This is a genomic window from Sphingomonas immobilis (genome assembly GCF_030580995.1).
GTDB lineage: Bacteria > Pseudomonadota > Alphaproteobacteria > Sphingomonadales > Sphingomonadaceae > Sphingomonas > Sphingomonas immobilis.
In genome coordinates, this window is record NZ_JAUQSZ010000013.1 from 53928 (window position 1) to 70681 (window position 16754).

At 67.7% G+C, this 16754-nt stretch carries 16 protein-coding genes; 5 read left to right on the forward strand and 11 right to left on the reverse strand.

Going from position 1 to position 16754, the window contains the following annotated elements; genetic code table 11:
• Positions 1-12: 12 nt before the first annotated feature.
• Positions 13-279 carry a DUF3297 family protein gene (locus Q5H94_RS17165; RefSeq protein ID WP_304562525.1) on the reverse strand — a complete coding sequence of 89 codons (267 nt, stop codon included), beginning with the start codon at positions 277-279 and terminating at the stop codon, positions 13-15.
• Positions 280-407: 128 nt separating this feature from the next.
• A complete protein-coding gene (locus tag Q5H94_RS17170) occupies positions 408-779 on the reverse strand; it encodes a hypothetical protein (RefSeq protein ID WP_304562526.1) in 372 nt (123 codons plus the stop codon).
• Positions 780-928: 149 nt separating this feature from the next.
• Between Q5H94_RS17170 and Q5H94_RS17175 the strand changes: the two genes are divergently transcribed.
• Entirely contained in the window at positions 929-1330 is a 402-nt protein-coding gene (locus tag Q5H94_RS17175) for an EVE domain-containing protein (RefSeq protein WP_304562527.1), read from the forward strand.
• A gap of 12 nt (positions 1331-1342) precedes the next feature.
• Here Q5H94_RS17175 and Q5H94_RS17180 read toward each other — a convergent pair whose 3' ends face one another.
• On the reverse strand, positions 1343-1786 hold the full coding sequence (locus Q5H94_RS17180; protein WP_304562528.1) for a winged helix-turn-helix transcriptional regulator: 444 nt from the start codon (positions 1784-1786) through the stop codon (positions 1343-1345).
• A 74-nt stretch (positions 1787-1860) separates the two neighbouring features.
• Between Q5H94_RS17180 and Q5H94_RS17185 the strand changes: the two genes are divergently transcribed.
• A complete protein-coding gene (locus Q5H94_RS17185) occupies positions 1861-2688 on the forward strand; it encodes an SDR family NAD(P)-dependent oxidoreductase (RefSeq protein ID WP_304562529.1) in 828 nt (275 codons plus the stop codon).
• 86 nt (positions 2689-2774) lie between these two features.
• Here the strand turns inward: Q5H94_RS17185 and typA are convergent, their stop codons facing one another.
• The 5 genes from typA to Q5H94_RS17210 all read right to left on the reverse strand — a co-directional run bounded on the left by typA (position 2775) and on the right by Q5H94_RS17210 (position 10181).
• Positions 2775-4601, reverse strand: a complete 1827-nt coding sequence (gene typA, locus Q5H94_RS17190) for a translational GTPase TypA (RefSeq protein ID WP_304562530.1) — start codon at positions 4599-4601, stop codon at positions 2775-2777.
• Between the two features lie 155 nt (positions 4602-4756).
• A complete protein-coding gene (locus Q5H94_RS17195) occupies positions 4757-7291 on the reverse strand; it encodes a TonB-dependent receptor (RefSeq protein WP_304562531.1) in 2535 nt (844 codons plus the stop codon).
• 180 nt (positions 7292-7471) lie between these two features.
• Positions 7472-9553: an NAD-dependent DNA ligase LigA gene (gene ligA / locus Q5H94_RS17200; RefSeq protein ID WP_304562532.1), complete on the reverse strand. Its 2082-nt coding sequence runs from the start codon at positions 9551-9553 to the stop codon at positions 7472-7474.
• 146 nt (positions 9554-9699) lie between these two features.
• Complete coding sequence (locus Q5H94_RS17205) at positions 9700-9906, reverse strand: hypothetical protein (RefSeq protein ID WP_304562533.1); 207 nt, start codon at positions 9904-9906, stop codon at positions 9700-9702.
• 68 nt (positions 9907-9974) lie between these two features.
• The gene (locus tag Q5H94_RS17210) at positions 9975-10181 is read right to left on the reverse strand and encodes a cold-shock protein (protein WP_304562534.1); all 207 of its coding nucleotides are present in this window, start codon (positions 10179-10181) and stop codon (positions 9975-9977) included.
• 374 nt (positions 10182-10555) lie between these two features.
• Here Q5H94_RS17210 and Q5H94_RS17215 point away from each other — a divergent pair, with 374 nt between their 5' ends.
• The gene (locus tag Q5H94_RS17215; protein ID WP_304562535.1) at positions 10556-10966 is read left to right on the forward strand and encodes a hypothetical protein; all 411 of its coding nucleotides are present in this window, start codon (positions 10556-10558) and stop codon (positions 10964-10966) included.
• 3 nt (positions 10967-10969) lie between these two features.
• On the opposite strand, the gene recN is transcribed toward Q5H94_RS17215, so the two are convergent.
• Positions 10970-12622 (reverse strand): DNA repair protein RecN, encoded by a 1653-nt coding sequence (gene recN / locus Q5H94_RS17220; protein WP_304562536.1) that lies wholly within the window; start codon positions 12620-12622, stop codon positions 10970-10972.
• A 23-nt stretch (positions 12623-12645) separates the two neighbouring features.
• The gene (locus tag Q5H94_RS17225; protein ID WP_304562537.1) at positions 12646-13455 is read right to left on the reverse strand and encodes an outer membrane protein assembly factor BamD; all 810 of its coding nucleotides are present in this window, start codon (positions 13453-13455) and stop codon (positions 12646-12648) included.
• Positions 13456-13612: 157 nt separating this feature from the next.
• Here Q5H94_RS17225 and Q5H94_RS17230 point away from each other — a divergent pair, with 157 nt between their 5' ends.
• Positions 13613-14431 (forward strand): class I mannose-6-phosphate isomerase, encoded by an 819-nt coding sequence (locus Q5H94_RS17230; RefSeq protein ID WP_304562538.1) that lies wholly within the window; start codon positions 13613-13615, stop codon positions 14429-14431.
• Here the strand turns inward: Q5H94_RS17230 and Q5H94_RS17235 are convergent.
• Positions 14428-15480: a sulfite exporter TauE/SafE family protein gene (locus tag Q5H94_RS17235; RefSeq protein ID WP_304562539.1), complete on the reverse strand. Its 1053-nt coding sequence runs from the start codon at positions 15478-15480 to the stop codon at positions 14428-14430. The genes Q5H94_RS17230 and Q5H94_RS17235 overlap by 4 nt on opposite strands.
• A 100-nt stretch (positions 15481-15580) precedes the next feature.
• Here Q5H94_RS17235 and Q5H94_RS17240 point away from each other — a divergent pair, with 100 nt between their 5' ends.
• Entirely contained in the window at positions 15581-16744 is a 1164-nt protein-coding gene (locus Q5H94_RS17240) for a glycosyltransferase (RefSeq protein ID WP_304562540.1), read from the forward strand.
• The last annotated feature ends 10 nt before the right edge of the window (positions 16745-16754 follow it).

Genomic DNA, 16754 nt, shown 5'->3' on the forward strand with positions numbered 1-16754 from the left:
CGACGGGGGAGGTCAGGCCTCTTCGACGGCCTCACCCGCCGCCGGCCGTTCGAACCACGCCTCGACCTCGCCCGACAGCTTGAGCGTCAGCGGGTTGCCGTGGCGATCGACCTTCTTGCCCAGCGCGACGCGGATCCAGCCTTCGGAACGGCAATATTCCTCGACGTCGTGGCGCTGGGCACCCTTGAAGCGAATGCCGATCCCGCGAGACAGCGCCGCCTCGTCGTAAAATTGGCTGCGCGGGTTGGAGGACAGGCGGTCTGGCGTGGTGTCGGTCATGATGGGGGGCGTCTTGGCGGAAAAAACGCGGGCGCGCCAGATGCGAAAACGGCGCGGGTGTTGCCCGCGCCGTTTCGTTCCTCAGGCCCGCACCGTCTGCGGGCGAGCTTGCGCTTGGTCGGCGTGCCTCAGCGGCAAATCCGAACCGGCACACGTTCGCCGTAATAAGGATCCCAGCGGAACGTGGTGCGGCAACGCGGGCGGCTATAGTAATCGTCGTAGTAATAGCCGCGATCGTAATAGCCGTCATATCCGCGATATCCGCGGTCGTAATATCCGTCACGGTAATAGCCGCGATTGTTGTTGCTGGCGATCGCAGCACCCAGGCCAAGGCCGACGATGCCGCCCAGCACGGCCGCACCGGCAGCGTTTCCGCCGCGGCCGCCATGCCAGCCGCCGCGGCCACCGTGCCAGCGCTGCGCCTCGGCCGGAACGGCGGCGGTCAGAGCGGTTGCGGCGAGTGCTGCGCCAAGGCCGGCTTTCTTCAGAATCGAATTCATCACTAACCTCCTCGTATCTCTAAGCCCATCCCCGTTGGATCGATAACGCATTGGTGGACTAGCTTGTTGCATGCGATTACCCGAGTCGCGCTGAACGGCCCCGGAATGGTTCGTTAACGCGAGGTTTAGGTGGTCGGCGAGAGGACGGCATGGCGTATTGGCTGATGAAATCGGAGCCCGAGAGCTATAGCTGGGCCGAGCTGGTTGCGGATAAGACGACCGAATGGACCGGTGTCCGCAACCCCGCCGCCGCCCTTCATCTGAAAGCGTGTGCCGTCGGCGACCGCGCGTTCTTCTACCACAGCGGCAAGGAGAAGGCCGTGGTCGGCGTGATGGAGGTGACGCGCACCGCCCGGCAGGACGGCGATGAGCCGCGCTGGGTCTCCGTCGAGGTCAAGGCCGTCGCCCCGATGACGAAGCCGGTAACGCTCGCCGCGATCAAGGCCGAGCCGAAGCTCGCCAGCATGGAGATGCTGCGCCAGTCCCGCCTTTCGGTGTCGCCCGTACGTGCGGAGGAATGGGACGTGATCGCCGCGATGGGCGCAGGCTGACACGTCCTTCGGTCAGGGTGCGTCGGGCAACCGCGTCGTGATGCGCAGCTCGGTGAGCGGTATGCCCGTCCCGGCATCCACCACCACCGGCACGATCGCGCGGCCGGTTTCCGCCTCGACCGGGCGGCTGATCGGCCCGCCGCCGAAATGCTTCGCCGCCCATGCGCCCAGCGCCTGCAGCACCGGCAGATAGTCGCGCCCCGCCTCTGTCAGTAGATATTCGTCGCGCGGAGGGTGCTCGCTGTAACGCCGCCGCTCCAGCATCCCCGCCTCGAGGAGCGCCGCCAGGCGCCGCGTCAGGATGTTGGGCGCGATTCCCAAATTCTTCTGGAACTGGTCGAAGCGCGTATCGCCGAGCCCCGCGTTGCGCAGGATCAGCATGCTCCACGTATCGCCGGCACGGGCGAGGCCGCGCCCGACCGGGCAGGGGCCATAAGAAAGAAGATTGTTGTCCATTGCAGAATGATAGTCACGTCACTATTAAAACGCAAGTCGCCCGACTCGGTAGCCGGACGAAAAGGAGAATGATCATGACTGAAGCTCTCAATCAGACCGCCCTCGTTACCGGCGCATCGACCGGCATCGGTGCGGTCTATGCCGACCGGCTCGCTCATCGCGGCTATGATCTCGTTCTGGTGGCGCGCGACGTCGCGCGGTTGGAGGCTCTCGCGGCAAGGCTGCGCGACGAGACCGCGCGCGCGATCCAGGTGCTTCCTGCCGATCTGACCGACCGCGCCGATCTCGCGCGCGTGGCCGAGCGGCTGGCCGGCGACGCCGCCGTCACCCTGCTCGTCAACAATGCGGGGGTGTCGATGACGCGTGATCTCATCAACTCCGATGTAACTGAGGCCGAGCGGCTGATCGCGCTCAATGTCACTGCGCCGACGGTGCTTGCGAGTGCCGCAGGGCGTGCCTTTGTGGCGCGTGCGGCCGGGGGCGGCCTGGGTGGGGCCATCATCAACCTGTCGTCGGTGCTGGCGCTGAACCCGGAGGGGTTCGACGGCGTCTATTCGGGCTCCAAGGCCTATATCCTCAACCTCAGCCAGAGCCTCGCGGCGCAATATGGCGGCAAGGGGCTCTACGTGCAGGCGGTGCTGCCGGGCGCGACGCGCACCGAGATCTGGGCGCGGTCGGGCAAGGATATCGATGCCTTCCCGGCGGCGATGGTGATGGAGGCGGACGACCTGGTCGATGCGGCGCTCGCCGGTTTCGACGCGCGCGAAACCGTGACGATCCCGCCGCTCGCCGACGCCGATCTGGCGCATTTCGAGGCGATGCAGGCCGAGCGGCAGGCGCTGGCGGGCGGATTGAGCCGGCGCGAGCCAGCGGAGCGCTACCGGGTCAGCGAACCGGCATGACGCGCTGAGATCTTTCAGGCCGGTGCGTTACGTTCCTGAAGGCGCAGCGCGAATGGCGACGCATCGGCGTCGCCACCGCGGCGGCCTCAGGCCGCCGCTTTCGCCCGCGTCGCCTTCTTGCGCTCGTGCGGGTCGAGATGGCGCTTGCGCAGGCGGATCTTGGTCGGTGTCACTTCGACCATCTCATCGTCGTCGATATACGCGATCGCCTGTTCCAGCGTCATCTTCTTCGGCGGGGTCAGGCGGACGGCGTCGTCCTTGCCGCCCGATGCGCGGAAGTTGGTGAGCTGCTTCGCCTTCATCGGATTGACCTCGAGGTCATCCGTCTTGGCGTTCTCGCCGACGATCATGCCCTCGTACAGCGCTTCGCCGTGGCCGACGAAGAGGATGCCGCGATCCTCGAGCGGGCCGAGCGCGTAGGACTGTGCCTCGCCCGATCCGTTGGAGATCAGCACGCCGTTCTTGCGGCCCTCGATATTGCCCTTGTGCGGGCCATATTTCTCGAACAGCCGGTTCATGATGCCGGTGCCGCGCGTGTCCGACAGGAATTCGCCGTGATAGCCGATCATCCCGCGCGACGGCGCGGAGAAGGTGATGCGCGTCTTGCCGCCGCCCGAGGGGCGCATGTCGGTCATCTCGCCCTTGCGCTGGTTCATCTTGTCGACGACCGTGCCCGAATATTCGTCGTCCACGTCGATGATGACGGTTTCGTACGGCTCGGTCTTCTTGCCGTCCTCGTCCTCGCGGAAAAGAACGCGCGGGCGGCTGATGCCGAGCTCGAAGCCTTCGCGGCGCATCGTCTCGATCAGCACGCCGAGCTGAAGCTCGCCGCGGCCGGCGACTTCGAACGAATCCTTGTCCTCGCTCTCGGTCACCTTGATGGCGACGTTCGATTCCGCCTCGCGCTCCAGTCGGTCGCGGATCATGCGGCTCGTCACCTTGCTGCCCTCGCGGCCCGCCATCGGCGAATCGTTGACGGCGAAGCGCATCGACAGCGTCGGCGGATCGATCTTCTGGGCGTGGATCGCCTGCGTGACGCTCGGGTCAGCGATCGTGTCGGCCACGGTCGCCACCGCCAGGCCGGCGAGGCTGATGATGTCGCCCGCCCGCGCTTCCTCGACCGGAACGCGCTCCAGGCCGCGGAACGACATGAGCTTGGACGCGCGGCCCGTCTCGATGATCTTGCCGTCGTCGTTCAGCGCGTGGATCGGCTGGTTGACCTTGACCACGCCCGACTGGACGCGGCCGGTCAGCACGCGGCCGAGGAACGGATCGCGGTCCAGCAGCGTCACCAGGAAGGTGAAGGGCGTGCCCTCGACCTCGAGCGCCGGCGGCGGCACGTGATCGACGATCTTCTGGAACAGCGGGGTCAGCGTGCCTTCACGACGCGAAGGATCCTCGCTGGCATAGCCGTTGCGGCCCGAGGCGTAGAGGACCGGGAAATCGAGCTGCTCGTCGGTCGCGTCGAGCGACACGAACAGATCGAACACTTCGTCCAGCACTTCCTGGATGCGCTCGTCGGGACGATCGACCTTGTTGACGACGACGATCGGGCGGAGGCCCAAAGCGAGCGCCTTGCCGGTCACGAACTTGGTCTGCGGCATCGCGCCTTCCGACGAATCGACCAGCAGGACGACGCCGTCGACCATGCTCAGGATGCGCTCCACCTCGCCGCCGAAATCGGCGTGGCCGGGCGTGTCGACGATGTTGATGCGCGTGCCTTCCCACTCGATCGAGGTCGGCTTCGCCAGGATGGTGATGCCGCGCTCCTTTTCGAGATCGTTCGAATCCATCGCGCGCTCTTCGACGCGCTGGTTGTCGCGGAACGTGCCGGACTGGCGGAAAAGCTGATCGACGAGAGTGGTCTTGCCGTGATCGACGTGCGCGATGATCGCCACATTGCGGAGGCTCATTGAAAATGCCCGATGCTGTAGATTGAAAAGATTGCGCAGGCCCCTAGCCTAAATGCCGCGCTGCGGAAAGGGGGTGCGTTTCTTCGCCCCAAAAGCGAACCGCCGCCCCCCTTTGCAGAGGAGCGGCGGCTGCGTGACGAAACGATAGTACCGGATCAGAACTCGAAGTGGATCGAGCCCGTGATCGTGCGGCCGTAACCGACCGTGAGGCTCGGCTGCGACGACGAGTTTCCGACCGCATTGATCTGCGAGCTGATCGAACCGTAGTAGAACTCGTCGAACAGGTTCTGCACGTTGAGCTGCACGTAGGTCTTTTTGAAGCCGAGATCGGTCATCTTGTAGCGCAGGTCGAGGTCGATCAGCGTGTAGGACGGCACGATCACGTCATTGACGTCGGTCGCGTAACGCTTGTCGACCCACTTGCCCTGGATGCCGAGCTCGATCGGTCCGGCATAGAACTGCGCGCGACCGCCGAACTGCCATTCCGGCGTCTCGGGAACCTGCTTGCCCGCAGTCGGCGCGAACACGCCGTTACCAAGCGGAACGTTCTGCAGGATGTTGGTGCTGGTGTAGCTCGCGGTGCCGGTCAGCGCGACGAACTGCGCGGGACGGATCGTCACGCCAACATCTGCGCCCCAGGTATCGACCGAGCCGATGTTACGATCGATCGAGATGCCCTGATCGAAGTCGTAAGAGGTGACGATGCGATTCTTGTAGTAGATGTGCCAGCCGGCCGCCGACGCCTGGATGAACCGCGAGTTGTAACGGAAGCCGAGATCGAAAGCGTCGGTTGTTTCCGGCGTGATGGTGAGCAGCGGCGCGCGGTAGAGGTTATCAGTGCGCGGTGCCGAAAGACCCTGCGCGTAGCTACCAAAAGCGCTCAGCGTATCGGTGAACTTAAAGTTGAAGCCGGCGCTCGGAAGTACCTTGCTGAACTTGTAGTTCGCCTTGAACGGAGCGTAGAGCTGATTGTACACAAGCGGAGCAGTTCCGAGGTTGGTGCCCTGCGTCACGTAGATCGGGATCGAGTTGTTGGCACCGGCCGCGGGCGGCGTCGGCGAACCGGCCGCGAGGATCGGCTGAGTGGTGCAGTATGCGAAACCGTCCTTCGCCTGGATCGGACAGAAGGTCTGCAGGTTGCGCTCGAAGAACGGTGCGCGGATGCCGAGCTGGATCGTCAGCTTCTTGTCGAAGAACTTGCCGATATATTCGCCCGAGATCTGGTTGAGCAGCGCGACCGACTTGCGGTCACGCTGGCCAAGCGCGAAGCCGTCGGCGGTCAGGACCGGCCGGCCGGCGGCGGTGCGGCCGCCGAACGGGCTGTAGGGATCGCCGGTCGGCGTCAGATAGCCCCATTCGCCGGTCTGACGATGCTGCGCGTTGTCGTAGGTGTAAGCGACGCGGACGCGGTGATCATCCGACAGCTCGTACAGCGCCGATGCGATCGCGGTGTAGCGGTTCGTGTTGGTATTGTTCGGCGCGTAGAACAGCACCGAGTCATTGAAGTCGCCATCGCCGTTGTAATCAACGCCGGGCGAAGCGACGAGGCTGCCCTTGGCACGCGCGCTGTTCTCGGCGAGCAGGCTCGAACCACCACCGTTGGCGAGCGTATACTGGTACGAAGCGTCGACGAAGAAGGTCAGCTTGTCGGTGGCGGTGAAGCGCGAGTTGAGGCGCGCGCTGCCGGTGTTCGACGGGTTGATGCGGACGCCCTGATAGTTGGTGTTGGTGCAGGGTGCCGTACAGATCGCTGCATATTCGAAGCCCAGCACGGCGTCGCGCTGCGACTGGCTGAGGTTCGTCGGGATTGTGATCGGCGCGGAGGCGAAGCCGGCGAAGGGCGTACCGGCGGCGTTGACCGGGATCGCCGGAATCGTCGCGCCGCCCGCGAGGCTGCGCAGGTCACCGACGTTGGGGTTGCGGTAGAAGGCGTTGCGGTTGTTGTTGTAGTTGCCCGAGACGCGGATGAAGTCGCCGTTCGAACCGATCGGCTGATAGATGCCGAGGTTGAACTGCTGCTTGCTGATCTCGCCGGGGCCCTTGAACTTGTCGTTACGGGCGACGCTGGCCGACGCGAACGCCTTGGTGCCGAACGAGGTGAACACGCCGGTCTGGATCAGGCCGAAGGCGCGCGTGTAGTTGTTGTCGCCGTAAGCGGCGGTGGCCGAGGCGCTCAGCGTGTCGCTGGGGACGATCGTCTTGTAGTTGATCGTGCCGCCGGAGGCCGACGCGGTCGGGCTGTCGATGTCGGTCGTGCCGAGGTTGACGTTGACCTCGTCGACCAACTCGGGGTCGAGCTGCTGGTTCGAATAGATCGAGTAGTTGCCCGAATCGTTCAGCGGGAAACCGTCGAAGGTCAGCGAGATGCGCGAGCCGTCGAAGCCGCGGATACGGATGTTGCCGCCCGACGAACCGTAAGGATCGTTGTTGGTGAAGTTCACGCCGGGAACGATGTTGAGCGACTGCAGCAGCGTGTTGCCTGGCGCGCCGCGGTTGATCAGCTCGTTGGTGATGATCTGGCGGGCCTTGGTGCTCTCGGGGATCTTGATGCCGTTGACCGACGAGTCCGAACGCTGGGCGACGACGACGATGTCGTTTTCGACCTCGCTCGAGCCGGTCGACTGGGCGAAAGCCGCGCCCGGAAGCGCGAGGGCAGCGAAAGCCGCGCCCGCAAGCAGTTGATTACGCATAATTAGTCCCCTTTAGGCGGCGAGTCGTCGCAACCGGCGCGATGGCGCGCCGTTGCGGGGCCCTTGCAACTCGAATATTTCGGTTCGATGACATTTGCCGATTGGTCGGCGATTCGCCTAGCCTGCTGACAAATCCGTCATGCTGCGTTGCAAAAACGCATCACTGCGCCCGATGCGGGCCTATTGCGCCGCAGCGACGAGCGCCGCCCAACCCGCTTCGTCGATCACCTCGATGCCGAGTTCAGCCGCCTTCTTGAGCTTCGATCCGGCACTTGCGCCCGCCACGACGAGGCTGGTCTTGGCCGAAACCGAACCCGACACGCGCGCGCCCAGCGCCTCGGCCTGCGCCTTTGCCTCGTCGCGGCTCATCGTCTCCAGCGTGCCGGTGAACACCACCGTCTTGCCGGTGACGGGCGAGGCGCGCGTCTCGACCACGAAGGGCGGCGGCGTCACTTCGGCGAGGAGATCGTCCCAGACCTGGCGGTTGTGCGGCTCGTGGAAGAAGTCGCCGAGCGCCTCCAGCACGACGGGGCCGACGCCCTCGATCAGCGCGAACCGCTCGATCGCCTCTGCATCGCCGCCGCGCGCCGCTTCGGCGGTTTCGCGCAAGAGCGGGAGCGTGCCGAACATCTTCATCAGGTCGCGCGAGGTGGTCTGGCCGACATGGCGGATGCCGAGCCCGAACAGCAGCCGCGCGGCATCGGGCGCGCGCTTCGCCTCGATCGCGGCGAGCAGCGCGTCGACCGATTTCGCCTGCCAGCCTTCGCGGCCGATCAGTTCCTCGCGGTGCGGGGCGAGGCGGAAGATGTCGGCGGGCTCGGCGATCCAGCCGAGTTCGAGAAACTCGTCGAGCGTCTTGCCGCCGAGCCCGTCGATGTCGAGCGCGCCGCGCGAGACGAAATGGCGCAGCCGTTCGAAGCGCTGCGCCGGGCAGATCAGCCCGCCGGTGCAGCGCACGTCGACCTCGCCTTCCTCCGCCACCGCTTCGGACTGGCAGATCGGGCAGTGATCCGGGAACACCCAGGCCGGGCGATCCTCGTCGCGGGTGAGGTTCTCGACGATCTGCGGGATGACGTCGCCGGCGCGCTGCAGGACGATGCGGTCGCCGGGCCGCACGCCGAGCCGCGCGATCTCGTCGGCATTGTGCAGCGTCGCGTTGCGCACCACGACACCGCCGACCGTCACCGGCTGCAGCTTGGCGACGGGGGTGAGCTTTCCGGTGCGGCCGACCTGGATGTCGATGTCGAGCAGCGTCGTCTGCGCCTGCTGCGCCGGGAATTTGTGCGCGAGGCCCCAGCGCGGCGCGCGGCCGACGAAGCCGAGCCGTTGCTGCCAGTCGAGCCGATCGACCTTGTAGACCACGCCGTCGATGTCGAAGGGCAGGTCGGCGCGTTCGGTCTCGATCGTCTTGTAGGTGGCGAGCGCGTCTTCGATCGTGCCGCCAGGGCGGAACAGCGACGCGACCGGGAAGCCCCAATTGCGGATCGCGGCGATCACCGCGCTTTGGGTGTCGCCAGGGAGCGCGCTCGCCTCGCCCCAGCCCCAGGCGAAGAATTTGAGCGGTCGCGATGCGGTGACGGCGGCGTCCTTCTGGCGCAGCGACCCGGCGGCGGCGTTGCGCGGGTTGGCGAACTGGCGCGCTTCCTTGCCCGCCGCCTCGCCCTCTGCGAGCAAACGGGCGTTGAGGGCGGTGAAGTCGTCCTTCGCCATGTAGATCTCACCGCGCACCTCGAACACGTCGGGGGCGTTCTCGGGCAGAGCATCGGGCACGTCGGCGATGGTGCGGACGTTGGCGGTCACGTCCTCGCCGATCTGGCCGTCGCCGCGGGTCAGCGCGCGGACGAGGCTGCGTTTCTCGTAGCGGATCGAGCAGGACAGGCCGTCGATCTTGGGCTCGGCGGTGAGCGCGACCGCCTCGTCCTCGGCGAGCTTCAGATAGCGGCGGACGCGGCCGAGGAAGTCGGCGACCTCCTCGTCGCTGAAGGCATTGTCGAGGCTGAACATCGGCCGCGCATGCGCCACCTTGGCGAGGTGCGCGGCGGGCGCTGCGCCGACCTGTACGCTCGGCGAATCGGTGCGGACGAGGTGGGGGAAGGCGGCCTCGATCGCGGCGTTACGGCGGGTGAGGGCATCATAGTCCGCGTCCGAAATCTCGGGCGCGTCGTCGGTGTGGTAAAGGCGGTTGTGACGCGCGATCTGACCGGCGAGGCTCGCGAGTTCCGCGGCGGCGGCTTCGTCGGTGGTGGGGAGGGCGGCTGGCATAGCGGTGGGCTAACGATGGGTGGCGGGGCGATCAAGCCCGCGTGCGCCGACGGCAAAGCCGCCGTCGGCCGGGTTCGCTAAAGCGACCCGCCGGCCGGACTTGAGGCTGCGCTTCGCGCACCGACCCGCGGCGCGCGGGTCTGCCTCTAGTCGTCCTCCGCCATCTCGGACGCCAGCTTCGCCTCTTCGTTCACGCTGCGCCGTTCGGCGGTCTTTTCGGCGCGGCTGGCCATTTCGTCCCAGGCCTTGGCGGCGCGGGTCCAGCGGTCGCGGACATTGTCGAGCGTCGCGGCGGCGGCGTCGGTCTCGGCCTGGCGGGCGCGGTCGCGGTAGAAAATTGCGGTGCTGTTCATGGGTAGCTTCTCCGCTTGAGGAACGAGACGGGCGGCGCGACCCCGAAAGGCCCCGCCGCCCGGCGCGGTTAGGCGGCGCTCAGGTTGACGGCGGACATCTTGCCGCGGCGATCCTGCTCGAGCTCGTAGTTCACGCGCTGCTCGCGATCGAGCGTGCGCATGCCGGCGGCTTCCACCGCGCTGATGTGGACGAAGGCATCGTTGCCGCCGTCCTCGGGTGCGATGAAGCCATAGCCCTTGTCGGCATTGAAGAATTTCACGGTGCCAGTCGGCATGATTGTAGTTCCTTGGATTACGACGATGCCGCTTGCGGAAGCGCCGGTGGGGCCGGGATCAAAGACGAAGACGCCGTCCGGCCCCGGCCGGCGACGTCGATGGGGGAAATTCTATCCGCGGAGGAAGTAACGGATTTCCTGGATCAGCCGCGCGAGCGAATCGAGGATACGAGAGATAACATTCACGGCTACGTCCGATGCCAGGCAAGCGGGAGCGCGGGAGGTCTCTCAGTCCAGGCGATGCTTGTGGGCCACTTCGCCGGGATGATTCGGGATTTAGCACATCGTTTCGGTAAAGTCGCCTTTTATTGGCGACGATAGTCTGCACCAGATCCTCACTGGCGATGAAGTGCGCGCGTGGTTAGCCTTTCATCATGCGCCGGCTCCTTTCCTTAGTCCCTCTCGCGCTCGCCGGATGCGACATCACCGGGCCGTGCGGTTCGGACGTGATGCAGGTGGCACGCGATCCCGGCAGCGATCGATATGCCATACTCGAAAACCGCGATTGCGGTGCGACCACGACGAACGTCACGGTCGTGCGGGTCGGCCGCGCGAGCGAGTGGCAGAGCAACGCCGTGGAGGTGTTCGTAGCGGACGACAATCACGGCGAAGCTGCTCTGGGTCGCGGCGGAACGATCTGGACGAACGTGGTGTGGACTGGTCCGGGGCGGCTGCTGATCAACTATGCCTCGAAAGCCCGCACCTTCAAGCGGGAGATCGCGGCCAAGGGCGCGACGGTCAGCTACCGCGCGACGGAGCCTTTTGCGCTCCCTCCGGTGCCCTGACGCTCAAGCCGTCTCCAGCAGCCGCTCCGCCTGCGCGCGCGCCTCGTCGGTGATGGTCGCGCCGGAGAGCATGCGGGCGATCTCCTCGCGGCGCTCGGCTTCGTCGAGCGACCGCACGCCGGTGCGGGTGACGATGCCGTCGTGGCTCTTGGCGATGAGCAGGTGCTGGTCGCCGCGCGCCGCCACCTGCGGGCTGTGCGTCACCACCAAGAGCTGCGTGGCGCGCGACAGCCGCGCGAGGCGTTCGCCGATCGCGCTCGCCACCGCGCCGCCGACGCCGCGATCGATCTCGTCGAACACCATCGTCGCGGCCCCGCCTTCCTCGGCCAGCGCCACCTTCAGCGCCAGGATGAAGCGCGACAGCTCGCCGCCCGACGCGATCTTGACGAGCGGGGCGAAGGGCGCGCCGGGATTGGTCGAGATTTCGAACTCGACGCGGTCCTTGCCCGCCGGGCCCCAGGCGTCGAGCGGGGCGACGACGGTGCGGAAACGCGCGGCGTCGAGCTTGAGCGGCGCGAGCTCGCCCTTCACCGCCGTATCGAGCCGGGCGGCGGCGGCGGTGCGCGCGTCGGTGAGCGTGGCGGCCTCGGTTTCGTAGGCCCTGGCGGCCACCGCCACCGCCCGCTCGCGCGCTGCGATGCCAGCCCCGCCGCTTTCCAGCAGGTCGAGCCGCGCGCCGAGTTCGTCGGTCAGATCGGCGAGCGCATCGGGTTGCACGCGGTGTTTCCGCGCCAGTGCGCGCAGGTCGAACAGCCGCGTCTCGTCGGCCTCCAGTTGCGCGGGATCGAAGGTGAGCGCGCGCGCGGCTTCATCGATCTTGTCCTGCGACGCGCTGGCATCGTCGATCGCGCGGTCGATCGCCTCCAATGCCTCGGCCAGCGCTTCGTGATCTTCGGCGACACGCTCGAGGATGCGCGCCGCCTGGCGCAGCTTCGCGAGCCCGCCGTCCGATCCGTCGAGCAGATCGGCGATCGCCTGCAGATCGGCCGCGATCTTCTCGCCGCGCTGCATGCCCGCACGGCGGTCGGCCAGTTCCGCTTCCTCGCCCGGTTCGGGCGCGAAGGCGCGCAGTTCGGCGACGGCATGCTCCAGCCACTCGCGGTCGCGCTCCTGCGTGTCGAGTTCGGCGCGTGCCGTCGCCAACAGATCTTCGGCCTCGCGCCAGGTGCGGTGCGCGCGGGCGACCGCGCCGGTGTCGATCCGCGCAAAGGCATCGAGCAACGCGCGGTGGCCGCTCGCCGCGAGCAGCCCGCGGTCGTCATGCTGGCCGTGGATCTCGACGAGGCTGCCGCCGAGTTCGCGCAGCAGCGCGGCGGAGGCGGGCTGATCATTGACGAAGGCGCGGCTGCCGCCATCGGCCTTGACGATGCGCCGCACGATCAGCGGCTCGCCGGGTTCGACGTCGAGGCCGTTCTGCGCCAGCACGTCGGCGAGAGCGCCCGGCGGCAGATCGAAGCTCGCGGTGACGACCGCCTGCGCAGCGCCCTGCCGCACCAGCCCGCTTTCGCCGCGCCCGCCGAGCGCGAGGCCGAGCGCATCGAGCAGGATCGACTTGCCCGCCCCGGTCTCCCCGGTCAGCACGCCGAGCCCGTCATGGAATTCGAGATCGAGCGCCTCGATCAGCACCACGTCGCGGATCGACAGGGAGGTCAGCATGGCGCGCTAGCCCGCGCGGAGGGTCAGGCGCCCGCCTTGGGGGCGGGCGCGGGCTTCGGCGGATGCTGCTCGATCAGCTTGTAGGCGCGCGCATACCAATCGGTGCCGGGATAGTTCGCGCCGAGCACGGCGGCGGACTTCTTCGCTTCCTCGGGCACGCCGAGCGCGAGATAGCTTTCGGTCAGCCGCAGCAACGCCTCGGGCGCGTGCGTCGTCGTCTGATACTGATCGACCACGGTGCGGAAGCGCAAAGTCGCCGCCAGCCACTGGCCGCGCCGTTCGTAGAAGCGGCCGATCTCCATTTCCTTGCCGGCAAGGTGATCGCGCACGAGATCGACCTTCAGGCGCGCATCGGCGGCGTACTTGCTGTTCGGATAGCGCCGCATCAGCTCGCCCAGCGCATCGAGCGCCTGCTGCGTGATCTTCTGGTCGCGCGTCACGTCGCTGATCTGCTCGTAATAGCCGAGGCTGACGAGATAATAGGCATAAGGCGCGTCGCGGTTGCCGGGGTGGACCGACAGGAAGCGCTGCGCCGACTGGATCGATTCGGTGTAGCTGTGATCGCAATAATAGCTGAACGCGCTCATCAACTGCGCGCGGCGTGCCCAGATCGAATAGGGATGCTGGCGCTCGACCTCGTCGAACAGCAGCGCGGCGGTCTTGTACTCGCCGCGATCGAGCCGCTTGCGCGCGGCGGTGTAGAGCGTGCCGACGTCGCGGGCGACATAGGGGATGTCGGCCTTGGCCTTGCCGCCACCGGCGCAACCGGCGATGGGGAGCGCCGAAGCGGCGATGAGCGCGAGCGCGATCGAGCGGGACAGGGGTATACGCATCATCTTGGTCCTTAGCCGAACGCCGGAGGCGGGAACAATCGAAAAACATCTGGTCGAAATCGTGGCGGTTTTTGGCGGCGCAACGCCGAATTGAAACAGATGGACCCGATGGGCGTTCGCGTTACCATCTCCGCAGACTTACCGAAGGGCTCCCGACATGACCGCAACGCTGCTCGCCACCAAGCGCGTCGAGAAACCCTGGGGCCGGCACGATCTCTGGCCCGGTTTCCCCGATCCCGCACCCGACGCGCCCGCCATCGGCGAGGTGTGGTTCCAGACGCCGCACGCGGGCGAGCCGCCGTTGCTGATCAAATATCTCTTCACCAGCGATCGCCTGTCGGTGCAGGTCCATCCCGACGACAAGACCGCGCAGGCGGCGGGCTATCCGCGCGGCAAGGACGAGGCGTGGCTAATCCTCGCCGCCGAGCCGCACGCGACGATCGCGATCGGCACGCTGGCGCCGATGACCAAGGACGAGCTGCGCGAAAGCTCGCTCGACGGCTCGATCGAGCACAAGCTCGACTGGAAGCCGGTGAAGGCGGGGGAGTTCTATTATTCGAAGGCGGGCGTCGTTCACGCCATCGGGCCGGGGCTGACGGTGATCGAGATCCAGCAGAACGTCGACCTGACGTACCGGCTCTACGATTACGGATCGGACCGCGAGCTGCACCTCGACGCGGGTGTGGCAGCGGCGAACCCCGAGCCGTATGTCGCGCCGCCGACGCCGCATCAGGACGGCGGCGACGTGACGATCCTCGCGGAAGGGCCGAAATTCGTCGTCGAACGCTTCGGCGGCGGCACGCGCGAGATCGAGCTGGGCGAGATGGCATGGCTGGTGCCGGTGACGGGCGCGGGCGTGGCCGACGGCGTCGCGTGGAAGGCGGGCGAATGCCTGACGCTGGAGGGCAAATGCCGCATCGAGGCGGAGGCGGGCAGCGACGTGCTGCTGGCCTATCCGGGCGACAAACGCCGCTAGGTCTCGCGGCGCGTGCCTTCGGGGGCGAGCTCGGTCTTGACGATCGCGCCGCCCCGCCGGTGATAGACCTCGTAATAGCGGACGCCGAAGCCGCGCACCTCCTCGACCAGCGTGATCGCTTCCGGCCGCGCGACCGTGGGCAGCGCCGCCGCGACGGGGCGGGGCAGATCGGCCACCGCGACCCTCCGCTCGATCACGAAGCTGCCGTCGTCCTCGCGCTCGATCGTCGCGTGGCGCGCACCGGCGAGGTAGAGCTGCATCTCCGCTTCGTCGCCGCGCGCGACATAATCGACCCACGCCTGATGGATCGCCATGATCTGGCTGCCCGAAAGGCTGAACATCGTGACGCCCGACGCGACCATCGCCAGCAGCCCCGCGCGCCGGAACAGACCCTCGTGCAGCATCGCCAGGATCGGGCGCGTGGCGAAGGCCGCAAGGATCGCCGCGCCCGCGACCAGCGCCCCCGCGACCATCGCGCTGGTGGGCAACAGGCCGAACGCGGCATAGAGCGCGATCTTGAGCAGGTGGAGCAGCACCTCGTTGGTCGCGCGTGTCGCGACGATCTCGTCCTTCGACATGCCGAGCCGGTAATAGGCGCGGTTGAAGATCACGCCGACCGCGCCGGTGAAGCCCGACAGCAGCCCCGCCGCCGCACCCAGCCACGGCAGCCGCGCGAGCGGCAGCGGCGTCTCCGTCCCCGGTTCGGGCGCGCGGCGGAACAGCGCGGGCAGGTTGAGCAGCAGGAAACAGCCGAGCAGGAACTCGACATAGGCGGGCTCGATCCGCGTCAGCAGCCACGCGCCCAGCCCGGCGGCGGGCAGCGCGGTCGGCACGAAGCGGCGCACCACGTCCCAGCGGATACGGTCGCGGAACAGGTACAGCCGCGAGATCGAACTTGCCGCCGTGCCGATCGACAGCGCGCCGGGGATCGCCGCGACCGGCAGGATCAGGCGCAGCAGCGGCACCAGCACGAGCCCCGCGCCGCCGCCCGCCACCGCGCTCGCGACGAAGGCCAGAAACGCGGCGATGAAGATCAGGGCGACAATCACACGAGCCTCGTGGCGATGGAGTGCGCCTGTATATGCTGCCCGCGCCGCGACCGCCACATGGCAGCGCGCGCTTAACCTTCGCGTGCTAGGCTTTCCCGCGATGCTGCGCGTCCTCACTCTCGCCACGCTGTTCCCGCACGCCGCCGCGCCGAATCTCGGCGTGTTCGTGGAGCGGCAGACGCTCGGGCTGGCGGCGCATCCCGATGTGGCGCTGCGCGTCGTGGCGCCCGTGGGGATGCCGCCGTGGCCGTTGTCGCGGGTCGGCCGTTACGCGCCGCTCGCGGGTCTGCCGAAGCGCGAGACGTGGAAGGGGCTCGACGTGCGGCGGCCGCGCTTCGCGACCGTGCCGGGGACGGGCGGGCGCTTTCACGTCGCGGCGCTGGTGCGGGCGCTGGTGCCGCTGCTCACCGAGATCCGGCGCGACTTCGCGTTCGACGTGATCGATGCGGAATTCTTCTTTCCCGACGGGCCGGCGGCGACGGCGCTGGGGCGGCGCTTCGGCGTGCCGGTGTCGATCAAGGCGCGCGGCGCGGACATCCACCATTGGGGCCACATCCCCGCGACCGCGCGTCAGGTGATCGCGGCGGGGCAGGCGGCGGACGGGTTGCTCGCCGTCAGCCAGGCGATGCGCGCCGACATGGCGGCGATCGGCATGGCGGAGGATCGCATCCGCGTGCATCACACCGGCGTCGATCTCGCGCGGTTTGCGCCGCGCGACCGGCTGGCGGCGAAGGCGGCTTACGACGTCGCGGGGCCGCTGGTGGTGTCGGTCGGCGCGCTGATTCCGCGGAAAGGACATGAGGTGGTGATCGACGCGGTCGCGCGGCTGCCCGGTGTGTCGCTGCTGATCGCGGGCGAGGGGCCTTCGCGCGGCGCGCTGGAGGCGCGGATCGCGGCGCTCGGCGTGGGCGACCGCGTGCGGCTGCTCGGCGCGATCCCGCACACAGACCTCCCCGCGCTGATCGCCGCGGGCGACGTGATGGCGCTCGCCTCGGCATCGGAGGGGCTGGCGAATGCGTGGGTCGAGGCGCTCGCCTGCGGCACGCCGGTGGTCATTACCGACGCGGGCGGCGCGCGCGAGGTGGTGACGGATGCGGTGTATGGCCGCGTCGTGGCGCGTGAGGCGGCGGCGTTCGCGAGCGCGATCGGGGACGTGCTGGCCGCGGGGCCCGCGCAGGAGGCCGTGCGGCGCGGGGCGGAGGGCTTTACCTGGGAGGCGAATACGGCGGCATTGTACGCGCATCTGCGCGGGCTGCTCGCCTAGCGCGTTCCCC

Coding starts and splice junctions, on each gene's coding strand:
- Q5H94_RS17165 (WP_304562525.1), bottom strand. CDS start 279: ATGACCGACACCACGCCAGACCGCCTGTCCTCCAACCCGCGCAGCCAA.
- Q5H94_RS17170 (WP_304562526.1), bottom strand. CDS start 779: ATGAATTCGATTCTGAAGAAAGCCGGCCTTGGCGCAGCACTCGCCGCA.
- Q5H94_RS17175 (WP_304562527.1), top strand. CDS start 929: ATGGCGTATTGGCTGATGAAATCGGAGCCCGAGAGCTATAGCTGGGCC.
- Q5H94_RS17180 (WP_304562528.1), bottom strand. CDS start 1,786: ATGGACAACAATCTTCTTTCTTATGGCCCCTGCCCGGTCGGGCGCGGC.
- Q5H94_RS17185 (WP_304562529.1), top strand. CDS start 1,861: ATGACTGAAGCTCTCAATCAGACCGCCCTCGTTACCGGCGCATCGACC.
- typA (WP_304562530.1), bottom strand. CDS start 4,601: ATGAGCCTCCGCAATGTGGCGATCATCGCGCACGTCGATCACGGCAAG.
- Q5H94_RS17195 (WP_304562531.1), bottom strand. CDS start 7,291: ATGCGTAATCAACTGCTTGCGGGCGCGGCTTTCGCTGCCCTCGCGCTT.
- ligA (WP_304562532.1), bottom strand. CDS start 9,553: ATGCCAGCCGCCCTCCCCACCACCGACGAAGCCGCCGCCGCGGAACTC.
- Q5H94_RS17205 (WP_304562533.1), bottom strand. CDS start 9,906: ATGAACAGCACCGCAATTTTCTACCGCGACCGCGCCCGCCAGGCCGAG.
- Q5H94_RS17210 (WP_304562534.1), bottom strand. CDS start 10,181: ATGCCGACTGGCACCGTGAAATTCTTCAATGCCGACAAGGGCTATGGC.
- Q5H94_RS17215 (WP_304562535.1), top strand. CDS start 10,556: ATGCGCCGGCTCCTTTCCTTAGTCCCTCTCGCGCTCGCCGGATGCGAC.
- recN (WP_304562536.1), bottom strand. CDS start 12,622: ATGCTGACCTCCCTGTCGATCCGCGACGTGGTGCTGATCGAGGCGCTC.
- Q5H94_RS17225 (WP_304562537.1), bottom strand. CDS start 13,455: ATGCGTATACCCCTGTCCCGCTCGATCGCGCTCGCGCTCATCGCCGCT.
- Q5H94_RS17230 (WP_304562538.1), top strand. CDS start 13,613: ATGACCGCAACGCTGCTCGCCACCAAGCGCGTCGAGAAACCCTGGGGC.
- Q5H94_RS17240 (WP_304562540.1), top strand. CDS start 15,581: ATGCTGCGCGTCCTCACTCTCGCCACGCTGTTCCCGCACGCCGCCGCG.